Genomic DNA, 12,811 nt, shown 5'->3' on the forward strand with positions numbered 1-12,811 from the left:
AACGAAAAATGAAAGTAAAAAGCGGAAGCTTTTTAGAAGTTTTTAATTATAAAGATCTTTTAAATCAGCTTGTTTCAAGAGATATAAAGTTAAAGTATAGAAGAAGTTTTCTTGGATATGTGTGGAGTATCCTGAACCCATTGCTCATCATGATCGTAATGGTTATCGTATTCTCCAAGATGTTCAACAGATCGATACCACACTTTCCTGTGTACCTTTTTGCAGGACGTATACTGTACGAATTTGTAATAGGTGCATGTGGTAAGGCACTTGGAAGTATAACAGATAATTCGTCACTGCTTAAGAAAACGTATGTGTCAAAGTTTATGTTCCCGCTGGCAAAAATCACAAGCTCACTTGTTGACTGCCTGTTTTCACTGGGAGCGTTTCTTATCGTTATCATATTCACACGTTCACCATTTTATTGGACGATGCTGTTGTTCCCTTTCATATTCCTTCAGGCCTATATATTTGCCTGCGGATTGGGCTTTTTTCTTGCACAGCTCCATGTATTCTTCAGAGATACAAGATATATATGGAATGCGGTCACCACAGCGTGGATGTACTGTTCAGCGATATTCTATCCTATAGATATGCTGCCAGACTGGTTGAAGTTACTTGTGAATTACTTCAACCCACTGTATGTATATATCAAGCAGTTTAGATGCATAGCGCATCAGGGAGTGATGCCTGATCTCACTACTATCGGTCTCGGATTCCTCTATGCATTCTTTTTCTTTGGACTGGGAGTGCTGTGTTTCAAGAAGAATCAGGACAAGTTCATTCTGTATATTTAGGAGGTGTGGCAGTTGGCTAACGTAGAAGAGAAAAAGAACGAACTTGATGATAAGAAGATTTTCACCTCAAATGCACAGCGTACAACAACTGTGGCAAAGGGTGAGACCATTATAGAGCTCAAGGATGTGACCATAAGATTCAACAAGAACAATCTGAAGGTGGACAATCTGAAAGAGTATTTTATAAGACTTGTGACAAAACAGTTGATGTTCCAGGAGTTCATAGCGTTAAAGGACATCAATCTTGATATAAAGAAGGGCGAGGCGTGGGGCTTCCTTGGAACCAATGGTGCCGGAAAATCCACCCTGCTCAAGGTAGTCAGCAGAATATTGAAGCCTGCCAGCGGTACTGTTAAGGTATCGGGAACTGTGGCAGCCCTCATAGAGCTTGGAGCCGGAATCGATCCACAGCTCACGGCCCGTGAGAATATATTTCTCAACGGAACTCTGCTGGGATATTCAAAGGCATTTATAGAGTCAAAGTTTGACGATATAGTTGAGTTTTCAGAGTTGCAGGATTTCCTTGACTCTCCGGTCAAGAACTTTTCTTCAGGTATGAAGACAAGACTTGCATTCTCCATAGCGACGGCGGTTGAGCCGGATATTCTCATTGCGGATGAGATACTTGCTGTAGGTGATATGCGATTCAAGAAGAAGTGTGCGGCCAAGATGACTGCCATGCTGGAGGATGGAACGACCCTGCTGTATGTATCCCACAACATAGCTGCTGTCAAGAAGCAGTGTAACAAGGCTATGTGGCTGGATCATGGAAATGTAGTTATGGTGGGAGATGCCGATACGGTATGCGATGCATTCAAGGCCGAGATGGATGCACCTGCACCGGCAAAGACCCAGAGCAAGGACAAGAAATAACAAGAAATCAGGCAAGATGTTTGATATACAACACAGGAGGATTGGATAATGTTACAGAATGTGAAGTTGCAGAATGTGATGCTGCAGATGAATCTGGATGTGAACTTGATAGAGTATCCTGAATTCAGCGCCATTGGAAAGGGAGAGGAATCACCATTTATATACGACTCAGAGAAGAAATGTCATGTTGTTGAGAAGCTCACAAAGGTTAATTTCATGAGCTATTACAACTGCATTCAGGTAAAACGCTGGTCAGAGTATACAGGGGTAAAGAACTTCAAGCTCCACCTCACAATGAAGGGAAAAGCTACAATATCCGTATATGCAATATATTCAGCATCCGTTGCGGTTACCTACAATCCACTTGTATCACAGGTAGTTGAGAGTGATGAGGTTTCAGAGGTGGTTGTGAACATACCAGAGACAGATAAGGCTCTTGTAGGTTTTTATATGGATACCCTGGAAGATACAGAGATATACAGCGGATACTATTCTGCTGACATCGAGGAGGACAGAATAAGAGATGTAAATATCTCTCTTGTCACAACAACATTCAAGAAGCAGGAATATATCAAGCGTAATATAGACCTCATCAAGTCAAATGTACTCTATGATGGAAGCGACCTCAAGGGACACATGTTCGTACATGTCATTGACAATGACAGAGAACTCGATCCATCAGAGCTCGACAGTGAGGATCTCAAGGTTTATATGAATAACAACGTAGGTGGAGCCGGCGGTTTCACCCGTGGAATGATAGAGGCACTGGAGCTTCCAAAGAAGCCTACACATGTACTCCTCATGGATGATGACGTTATGGTCATGCCAGAGAGTTTGTTCAGAACATATTATCTGCTCAGACTCCTCAAAGACGAGTACAAGAAGTGCTTCCTGAGTGGAGCCATGTTCGATTACGACATACGCCAGAAGCAGTATGAGGACGTGGGATTTGTCCACAAGGCAGACGGATCATACGGTCCGGTCAAGTCAGCTATGGATATGAGGCTTCTCAAGAACATAGTTGCAAATGAGAACTACAGTTTCAATGTCGATGATGCATATGCAGGCTGGTGGTACTGCTGTATACCTGTGGAGCACATCGAGGACAGAGGCTTACCACTTCCGGTATTTGTCAGAGGTGACGATGTAGAGTTCTCACTGAGAAATAAGCCGGGATTTATAGCACTTAATGGTATCTGTATATGGCATGTGGGATTTGCAGGCAAATTCAACGCCGCCATGGAGCTTTATCAGGTTCACAGAAACAGTTTTGTTATCCAGGCGGCAAGCGGAATATGCCAGGATGTGGATTTCCTTGCGAGAGTAAAGGGAATGTTCTGGAAGGATATAACCAGATTTGCATACAACAATGCTGAGCTGCTCATAGATTCCATTGAGGATTACCTCAAGGGACCAGAGTATATCATGCATCTTGACGGAGAGCAGAGCCTCAAGGAGCACAATGCTAAGAACGAGAAGCTTGTGCCGCTGGCAGAGCTTGGCTATGCAGGGGATCTTCCTACAGATCCATACAAGTATGAGAGTCTTAATCTGTTCCGCAAGGCAATGTATGTGCTCACGATAAACGGACATCTTCTTCCAAACTTCATGCTCAGAAGAACACCGTATATCATCGCGTACGACTGGTTCTTTGTTCCGGGAAAGAATTACATGAAGAAGACTCTCGTTGCCGTGAACAAGAACGGTGGAACAGGAGTCAGAAGAACAATCAACAGAAAGCGTTGTTTTGCGCTTATAAAGAGATATAGAAAAGTATTGGCTAAATACAAGAAGACACATGTGGAAGTTGAGCAGGCTTACAGAAATGCATTTGACGAGATGAAGACAACTAAGTTCTGGAAGGAATATCTGCATATATAAAGTGATATGGAAGGAGTATCTTTAGGGTATGGCTACTATTAAAGGTATAAAAAACCGTTTGGCGGCTGCGGGAAGAGCACTGGGGGGAGATTACACCTCAGAGAAGAACGGTTCGAAGCCAAAGGATAAGCTCAAGGCGTCCCAGCGAGTAAATGCGGCGCAGAGGGCGATGAGCGGTGATTACGCTCTCAGAGACGGCAAAAAGCCTGTTGTAAAGGTCGAGCCTGCTGAGATCAGGATGAATAAGGTATTCACCACGAAGGAAAAAGCAGAGCCTGAGATCAAAGTGTTTGAGAAGCAGGAGAGTGCCAGACAGAGAGAAGAAGAGCGAGTAGAGTGGAGAAAGAAAGCGGTGAGACGCGACAGCGACAAGACAGTCGGATGCATACATCCTGATTACTGCTGTGGCTGCGGCGCGTGCTACAGTGTATGTCCGGTAAATGCTATAAGCATGAAGTATGATTCAGAGGGATTTCTTGCTCCTGTAGTGGATCGCAGCAAATGTACAAACTGCGGTCTGTGCAGAAAGATCTGTCCATCTATAAATCTTGAGTATAAGAACACTGTCGAGCCTGCATGTTATGCGGCATATGCAGACGATGAGATAAGGGCAAAGAGTTCGTCAGGTGGAATATTCACACTGCTGGCTGAGTATGCATTTGAGCAGGGTGGAGCTGTATGCGGAGCAGGATACACAGACGATTTCAAGGTTGAACACTTTATCATAGAGAGCCCGGATGATCTGGACAAGCTCAGAAAATCCAAGTATGTTCAGGCTGATGCATCGAAGGTGTATGCGGACGTTAAGAAGATACTCAAGGAAGGCAGAGTTGTAGTATTCTGCGGATGCGGATGTCAGGTCGCAGGACTTTACGCAACACTCAAGAATGTGGATATATCAAATCTCTACACAATAGATCTGATGTGCCACGGCGGCCCATCGCCAAAGCTGTTCGATGATTATCTGAACAAATACCACGGCAAGGATCAGGGCAAGGTTGCTGATGTTGGATTCAGAGACAAGGACTACTTCGGCTGGTCTACAGAGATGACTGTAAAGTACACTGACGGAACAGTTTATCACAGAACAAGGACACAGGATCCATATTACAGAGCATTCCTTCCTTGTATATCGACGAGAAAGTTCTGTGGACACTGCGCATATGCGAAGCTTCCGAGAACAGGTGATATAACACTTGCAGATTTCTGGGGAATTCAGAAGTACAACAGAGATTACACTGACGGCAAGGGAACATCCATTGTGTCAGTCAACAGCCCACAGGGTGAGAAGATATATGCTGCCATAGCAGACAAGCTGCTCCTGAACAAGGAGATACCTTGTGATGATGTACTCAAGACAGGACAGCCATTTGACCACTGTTTCAAGAATCATCCTGCCAGACAGAGATATTTTGAGCAGATAAAGAATGGCTCATCCATGGAGAAGGCGTACGATTATGCCATCAAGGACAAGTACGATGTAGGTATATATGGCGTGTGGTTCGGTGCGAACTACGGAAGTGTTGCTACCTATTACGCACTTCACGAGATCATCAGATCATTTGGTCTGTCAGTGCTCATGATAGACATGCCTGCAGCCAAGACCGGAGCCGGCAAGCCTGACACCCATGCGAGAAGATTTGCAAAGGCACATTACCATGAGAGCAAGAGATACACACTGAAGGATATGAGGGAGCTCAATTCCAAGGTCGATACATTCATCATGGGATCAGATCAGGTGTGGAACAGAGGTATAAGCAGAGGCTTCGGCTTCTCATTCTATTTCGATTTTGTTGAGCCGGATAAGAAGAAGATCGCATTCTCTGCATCATTTGGACATGACAGGGATTTCTGTAATGTACAGGACAGGGAGACGATATCTGAATACATGAGACAGTTTGATGGAATATCCATCAGAGAGACCAGTGGAGTTGAGATCTGTAAGGATGTGTATGGAATAGATGCGGTGAGAGTTCTCGATCCTGTATTTGTTGCAGACAGAAAGGTATTCGATTCACTGGCAGACAAGGCAAAGAAGAAGCACGATGGCAAATATATGCTTGCATATATACTTGATCCAACTCCGGAGAAGAGAGCCGCAGTGGTTGAGGTTTCAGAGAAGCTCGGCCTTGAGGTAGTTGTTCTTCTGGACGGACGTCCAAAGGACCCGGTGAAGAACCGTCAGATCATGGATATGGACGACAAGATCGTCGACGACATAACAGTCGAGGACTGGCTGAACTATTTCAGAAATGCAGATTTCGTTCTCACTGATTCATGCCACGGAATAAGCTTCTCACTTGTATTTGAGACAAACTTTATCGGACTTGCAAACAGTGCAAGAGGAATGACAAGATTTGAATCCCTCGTGGATGTATTCCAGGTGAGAGATCATTACGTTCAGGATGCGGCAGACATTCTTGGAAATGATGAGCTGTTGAAGCCTGTGGATTACGACAATGTTAATAAGATACTTATGTCAGAGAGGGAGAGATCCCTTGCATGGCTTAAGGAAGTATTGTTCAGACCTAAGGAGTTTGAGGGTTATAGAGCATATCCAATTATAGATAAGAGATTGGCGGAAGATAAGGAGGATTAAGTAACATGGCAAAGTATGATTACCTCATAGTAGGAGCCGGATTATTCGGCGCAGTATTTGCATACGAGGCAGGCAAGAGAGGCAAGAGTTGTCTGGTTATAGACAAGCGTCCACATATTGCCGGCAACATTTACACAGAGCAGGTGGAGGGTATAAATGTTCACAAGTATGGCGCACATATATTCCACACATCTGACAAGAAGATCTGGGAGTATGTAAACCAGTTTGCAGAGTTCAACAACTACATTAACTCACCTGTAGCTTCATACAAGGATGAGCTGTACAACCTTCCATTCAACATGAACACATTCAGCAAGATGTGGGGAATCAAGAAGCCTTCAGAGGCAAAGGCAATCATCGGGAAGCAGATCGCAGATCTGAACATTGGAGAGCCAAAGAACCTTGAGGAGCAGGCACTCAAGCTTGCCGGTACAGATGTGTATGAGAAGCTTGTCAAGGGATACACAGAGAAGCAGTGGGGAAGACCATGTACAGAGCTTCCTGCATTCATTATCAAGAGACTGCCTCTGAGATTCATATACGACAACAACTACTTCAATGACCGTTTCCAGGGAATCCCAATGGGCGGATACACACAGATCATTGAGAAGATGCTTGAGGGCGCTGAGGTCAAGACTGACACAGATTACTTCGATTTTATCAAGGAGAATCCTGACATCGCAGACAAGACTGTATACACAGGTATGATCGATGAGTTCTTCGGATTCCAGTACGGACCGCTTGAGTACCGTTCAGTAAGATTCGAGACAGAGGTACTCGATGAGGAGAACTACCAGGGAAATGCTGTTGTGAACTACACACACAGAGATGTTCCATACACAAGAATAATTGAGCACAAGCACTTTGAGTTTGGAAAGCAGCCAAAGACAGTTATCAGCCGTGAGTATTCAGCAGAGTGGAAGCCGGGCGTAGAGCCATACTACCCTGTAAACAACGACAAGAACAATGCGCTTTACGAGAAGTACAGGGAGCTTGCAGAGACACGCAAGGATGTAATATTCGGCGGAAGACTTGGACAGTACAAGTATTATGATATGGACAAGGTAATCGCAGCAGCACTTGAGTGTGTTGAGGCAGAGTTCTAATCGTAAGATAGAGCATATTATAAAGCCATACAAAGGGACGCATACCGGAATACAGATTTTCCGTATATGCGTCCTTTTTGCGTGCCGGAAGCATGGGTGATACGGCAAAATAAAAAAGATATACACTTTCGACAGAACGTGATAGAATTATACTAATTATGGGCATGTTATTTGGTGGATACGATGCCCAGGGGGTAAAAATTAAAAGGGTAAAGGGTGTATATGTTATGACAAGGAAGAGGATTGCGGTACTGACAGCCCAGGCTGATGAGTACACCCAGGGTAGATTCCTCTCGGGGTTTTTTGAGAAGGCATTTCAGCTTGATTATGATGTGTGCGTGTTCTCAATGTATCTGAAGTATCAGGATACAGCTAGCAGAGAAGTGGGGGACGCCAACATATTCAACCTGATAGAATTTGACAAATATGATGCGGTGGTCATATGTACTGACAGGATCAGGACGCCGGGAACAGAGGAGGGACTCCGGTGGCGTGTGGAGCATGAGTTTGATGGCCCGGTACTGATAGTCGGCGACGAGATAGAAGGATATAAATCCATAAATATTGATCACAGAAAGAATATATGCGGGCTTACGGATCATCTCATAGAAGAGCACGGATACCGTGATATAGTGCTGCTTGATGGCTGGGAGAATACTGCCAATTCCGAGCTGAAGAAGCAGGGATTCTTTGACAGCATGAAGAGTCATGGTATCGCTGTGGATGAATCGTCGGTTTACTATGGCAATAACTGGTTTGACTCAGGACGCCAGACCGCAATGGAGATAACAGAGAACAGAGACAGACTTCCACAGGCTGTGGTGTGTGCCAGTGATCACATGGCACTGGGGCTGGCGGCTGAGCTGGAACAGAGAGGCGTGAGGGTCCCTGAGGATATAGCGATAACGGGATATGACGCTGCGGAGACGAACGATGACAGAGTCATACCGCTGACATCGGTTGATATACCTGCAAAGGTTGACGGCGAGTACGCCGCAAAATGGATAGACGCAGAGATAAACGGAAGATCTCTGGAGAACTATAGGAGCAGTGCGTCTATACACTGGGGAAAAAGCTGTGGATGTGAGCAGTGTACGGAGAAGCCGGGAAAGAGAGACGTGACGGCATGGGATATGAACGCTCAGCCGGGAAGCTATGGTTCATACTATAACCATATGATGGAGGATCTGTTATCCCAGAGAGATTACAGGGAATTCTACAATACCATATTCCAGTATGCCCACACGGATGGCAACATGAGCAGTTTCAGTCTCTGCCTGAATGAATATTGGAAGTTTCCTGAGGTCATGATGGGGTCAAATGCACTGAGAGTCGGATACACGAAGAATATATACAGGGTCATCAGAAGCTGCGGTGATGGAGACGGTGCGATAGATTTCGATGACTGTTTTGACGTGTCCAGACTGATACCTGAGCTGGATGCAGACAGGGACAGACCTGAGGCTTACATATTCACTCCACTCAATTTCGACGACAGATGTTTTGGATATGCGGTTGTGAGCTATGGAAGCGAGTGCAGGGCGTACGATATTTCATATAGCACATGGATCAAGCAGATCATGCAGGGCATGGAGGCGTTCTACAGACAGGCGAGTCTTCAGAAGCTTCTGGACAAGGTCAATGCATCGCAGATCCGTGATGATCTGACCGGAGTGTACAATTATAACGGATTTATGGCGAGGTGCAGGGATATGTGTAACGATGCCGTTGCACATGGCAGGAGCATTGAGCTGCTGGCTATAGATATAAAGGGACTGGGACAGATAAATGCAAGTCTCGGCAGAAAGGTCGGGGACGAGGCCATACAGGCACTTGCCAGAATGATCTCGGCATCCCTTGAGAAATCCGACGTATGTATGAGAATGTGTAACGATGAGTTCATCGTGGCATATCAGGTGATGGGAGATGCGGAGGATCACGCAGACGCCATAGTTAAGAGTGTGGAGAGCCGTACCAGGGAGTTTAACAGGAAAAATGGCGACAATTTTGTCATGGAGATATGCTATGCGGTGGACAGACAGATGGTTGCGAATGCGGAGGCTCTGGACAACTATGTGAACGCACTCATAAGCAACAAGAACAATGCCAAGATGAAGGCGTACATTGAGAGCACGAGAAATGCAGAGCTGTCACAGGAGGATATAGAGAAGGACAAGCTTGCCACGGAGATTCTTGACAGGAATCTGCTCACATATCATTTCCAGCCTATAGTTAATGCTCGCACAGGTCAGATTTATGCCTATGAGGTGCTCATGAGATCGGCAGGAGAGCAGTACATGTCTCCTCTCGACATAATACAGAGTGCTGAGAGACTTGGACGTCTGAGCGATGTGGAGAGAGCCACATTTATCAATGTGTTGAGACTCGTTGAGGACAAGCGAGAGGAACTTGAGGGCAGAAAGATATTCTTTAACAGTATACCGGGCTGCAGGCTGTCGGAGGAGGACACCGCTGTTATAGAGAGCAAACTCAGGGAATTTGGTGGACAGGTGGTCGTGGAATTCACCGAGGAGGCTGAGATGAGCGACCAGCTACTGGATCAGATAAAGGACAAGTACGGCAGGATGAACATAGAGACCGCCATAGATGACTATGGCTCAGGTTATTCAAATGTCAACAATCTTCTCAGATATATGCCGCGTTACGTGAAGATAGACAGGATGCTCATGACAAATATACATGAGGATCCGCAGAAGCAGCATTTTGTTAAGGATATTATAGAATTTGCGCATGACAATGATATCGTCACTCTGGCGGAGGGCGTTGAGCTGGATGTTGAACTCAAGGAGGTCATCAGACTTGGCGCAGATCTCATTCAGGGTTACTACACGGCGAAGCCTTCACCGGAGGCGATTGCCGAGATAGATAAGAGGATCATAAACGAGATAGTCCAGTACAATCAGAACGAGATCACAAAGTATGGCAAGAAGACCTATGTCATAACCGATGAAGACGAGATATCGATGGTTCAGCTTGCATTTAACAAATATACGGCGCTTGATTTCAAGAAGATAGATGACCAGTACAGGTACGTCAACATGACAGGTACACCGGGCTTCAAGTCCAACATGCTGATAACCATAGGAGACGGCTTCAGAGGCGAGCTCAGGGTGGACAGCATAAGCCTTGGAGGAGAGAAGGGCATACCTTGTATAAAGATAGAAGACAACTGCGATGTCAGGATAGTTCTCACCGGGGACAATGAGCTGCGCACAGGCGGTATACAGGTAGCCGAGTCGTCAAAGCTCGAGCTTGCCGGAGACGGAGATCTGAGGATCACCCTTGCGGGCGGCAGATACTTTGGAATAGGAAACGATTTTGCGTCGAGACACGGAGATCTGTATTTCAATCAGGATGGAACGCTGTCCATAACGGCCACCGGAATGAGGGGCATTGGAATAGGATCCGGCCTTGGCGGTAATATATATATTGGACACGGACGATACGAGATAGATCAGAGAGGTCAGGAGGGTGTGATGATAGGCTGCATGGACAGCGACTGCACTCTTCACATAGAGAACTGTGACATGGAGATATACAATGGAATCGCCAGGAGTGTATCTATAGGCTCATATAACGGAAGCGCGGATATAGCTATTGACAATATATCCGGCAAGATATCCGGGGCATCCATCTCGACAGCAGTCATAGGAACCATGAATGGAAAGTTCTGCAGGGTTGCCATGAAGAATATCAATATTACCATGAACATCAGGGCAAATGAATGTTATGGTATAGGCTGCCGTGAGGGCGATACGGACGTCAGCATACAGTACGCTTACGTCAAGGTGGTGGCACAGGGCAAGGATGCCTACGCCATGGGTAACAGCACCCACACCGCCAGACTGGAATTCTCCAACTCGGATATCAACACACAGGTGATCAACAGTGTGGGAACTGATATAGGTGCAGAGGAGAAAAATATCGTGATCGGTAACGGTAGAGTGAGCTTCATGGTGAACGGAATATCAAAGAACAGGGAAGTGCAGATGGTCGATCTGTAGGCGCCTATTCCGAAGCGTACAGTTAATCATTATTAATATTGTGTTGTTGACTGTTGTGAAGTATAATACAGCCGATTGACATGATGGGAGAATATTTATGGTTTTTTCGAGTTTAATATTTTTGTTTGTTTTTCTCACTGCAAACCTGATAGCATATTTTGCGGTGAGCCCTGAGAAACGCAATAAGGTATTGCTGATATTTTCACTGGTGTTCTATGCCTGGGGAGGCCCGAGATATCTTCTGCTCCTGGCGGGAGAGACTCTGGTGAGCTGGCTGTTTGCCATTCGCATAGATGAGGCACGTGCCGGATATACCAAGAGATCTGAGAAGTTTTATCTTGTGTGTGACCTTGTGATAATGCTTGGCTGTCTTGCGATATTCAAATATCTGGGATTTTTCCTTGGCAACATAAAGGCAGTGTTCGGCGTGCCGAAGACCGTGCCTGGAATAGCTCTCCCAATAGGAATCTCTTTCTATACATTCCAGCTCATATCATATGTGGTGGATGTGTACAGGAACGAAGTCAGACCACAGAGAGAATACTGGAAGCTCCTTCTGTATTCAAGTCTGTTCCATCAGTGTATAGCGGGACCTATCGTCAGATATGAGACCGTTGCTGATCAGATAGACAACAGGGAGATAACAGCGAACGATATATACATGGGACTGAGAAGATTTTCAGTCGGACTGGCAAAGAAGGCGATACTGGCCAATTCCTGTGCCAGCATAGCCGACACCCTGCTCCCGGCGGGAGTAGCGAGCCTCAAGGCTCAGACGACACTTGGAATGTGGATTGGAATGATAGCGTATATGCTTCAGATATACCTTGATTTCTCAGCATACTCAGACATGGCCATCGGAATGGGAAGGATGGTAGGTTTCCACTATGATGAGAACTTTAACTACCCATATATGGCTACATCGGTAAATAATTTCTGGAGGAGATGGCACATATCACTCAGCTCATTCTTCAGGGATTACGTATATATACCGCTTGGCGGCAACAGATGCAGCACAGCGAAGTACATCCGCAACATGGCTATCGTGTGGTTCCTCACGGGAATGTGGCACGGAGCAAGCTGGAATTATATATTCTGGGGAATTTATTATCTGGGCTTCCTCCTTCTGGAGAAGTTTTATCTGGGCGGAAGACTCGGCCCTGTGGCATCCCGAATATATACGCTGCTCGTTATCCTGTTCGGATGGACCATATTCAGATTTGAGAGCCTTCGTGAGCTTGGAACAGTGCTTGCGGGAATGTTTGGAATAGGAACATCGGGATTTGCAAATATGGCACTTGGAACAATATTTGTGAAGAACATATTCTTCCTGATATTTGCATGTATTGCGTGTACGGATCTGGGCAAGAGACTCAGAAAATGGGCTATAGAAGTTGGAAAGGTCAACCCACTTGTATTCAACGTGTTCAATGTAACTGAGATGATAACACCGGTACTTATGCTCGTGATCTCAGTGCTGGCGCTTGTGGGTGCAAGCTATAATCCTTTCCTGTATTTCCAGTTTTAATG

General features: G+C 45.6%; 7 protein-coding genes. All 7 read left to right on the forward strand.

Annotation, left to right across the window (positions count from 1 at the left end; all coding sequences use genetic code 11):
- The first annotated feature begins 8 nt into the window (after nucleotides 1-8).
- Complete coding sequence (locus tag ABUA31_RS10635) at nucleotides 9-797, forward strand: ABC transporter permease (protein ID WP_015534593.1); 789 nt, start codon at nucleotides 9-11, stop codon at nucleotides 795-797.
- 12 nt (nucleotides 798-809) lie between these two features.
- Nucleotides 810-1,670 carry an ABC transporter ATP-binding protein gene (locus tag ABUA31_RS10640; protein ID WP_330416317.1) on the forward strand — a complete coding sequence of 287 codons (861 nt, stop codon included), beginning with the start codon at nucleotides 810-812 and terminating at the stop codon, nucleotides 1,668-1,670.
- 48 nt (nucleotides 1,671-1,718) lie between these two features.
- The gene (locus ABUA31_RS10645; RefSeq protein WP_015534594.1) at nucleotides 1,719-3,551 is read left to right on the forward strand and encodes a glycosyltransferase family 2 protein; all 1,833 of its coding nucleotides are present in this window, start codon (nucleotides 1,719-1,721) and stop codon (nucleotides 3,549-3,551) included.
- Nucleotides 3,552-3,579: 28 nt separating this feature from the next.
- The gene (locus ABUA31_RS10650) at nucleotides 3,580-6,150 is read left to right on the forward strand and encodes a polysaccharide pyruvyl transferase family protein (protein WP_015534595.1); all 2,571 of its coding nucleotides are present in this window, start codon (nucleotides 3,580-3,582) and stop codon (nucleotides 6,148-6,150) included.
- A gap of 5 nt (nucleotides 6,151-6,155) precedes the next feature.
- On the forward strand, nucleotides 6,156-7,256 hold the full coding sequence (gene glf, locus ABUA31_RS10655) for a UDP-galactopyranose mutase (RefSeq protein ID WP_349818595.1): 1,101 nt from the start codon (nucleotides 6,156-6,158) through the stop codon (nucleotides 7,254-7,256).
- A gap of 227 nt (nucleotides 7,257-7,483) precedes the next feature.
- A complete protein-coding gene (locus ABUA31_RS10660; RefSeq protein ID WP_349818594.1) occupies nucleotides 7,484-11,281 on the forward strand; it encodes an EAL domain-containing protein in 3,798 nt (1,265 codons plus the stop codon).
- Nucleotides 11,282-11,378: 97 nt separating this feature from the next.
- Entirely contained in the window at nucleotides 11,379-12,809 is a 1,431-nt protein-coding gene (locus tag ABUA31_RS10665) for an MBOAT family O-acyltransferase (protein ID WP_055145055.1), read from the forward strand.
- The last annotated feature ends 2 nt before the right edge of the window (nucleotides 12,810-12,811 follow it).

The sequence above is a fragment of the Coprococcus sp. RTP31081st1_H1_RTP31081_211007 genome (assembly GCF_040227275.1).
GTDB lineage: Bacteria > Bacillota > Clostridia > Lachnospirales > Lachnospiraceae > Coprococcus > Coprococcus aceti.

Excerpts from the sequence above, each read along its gene's own strand:
- ABUA31_RS10645 (WP_015534594.1), top strand. The coding sequence starts at position 1,719 with ATGTTACAGAATGTGAAGTTGCAGAATGTGATGCTGCAGATGAATCTG.
- ABUA31_RS10660 (WP_349818594.1), top strand. The coding sequence starts at position 7,484 with ATGACAAGGAAGAGGATTGCGGTACTGACAGCCCAGGCTGATGAGTAC.
- ABUA31_RS10635 (WP_015534593.1), top strand. The coding sequence starts at position 9 with ATGAAAGTAAAAAGCGGAAGCTTTTTAGAAGTTTTTAATTATAAAGAT.
- glf (WP_349818595.1), top strand. The coding sequence starts at position 6,156 with ATGGCAAAGTATGATTACCTCATAGTAGGAGCCGGATTATTCGGCGCA.
- ABUA31_RS10665 (WP_055145055.1), top strand. The coding sequence starts at position 11,379 with ATGGTTTTTTCGAGTTTAATATTTTTGTTTGTTTTTCTCACTGCAAAC.
- ABUA31_RS10650 (WP_015534595.1), top strand. The coding sequence starts at position 3,580 with ATGGCTACTATTAAAGGTATAAAAAACCGTTTGGCGGCTGCGGGAAGA.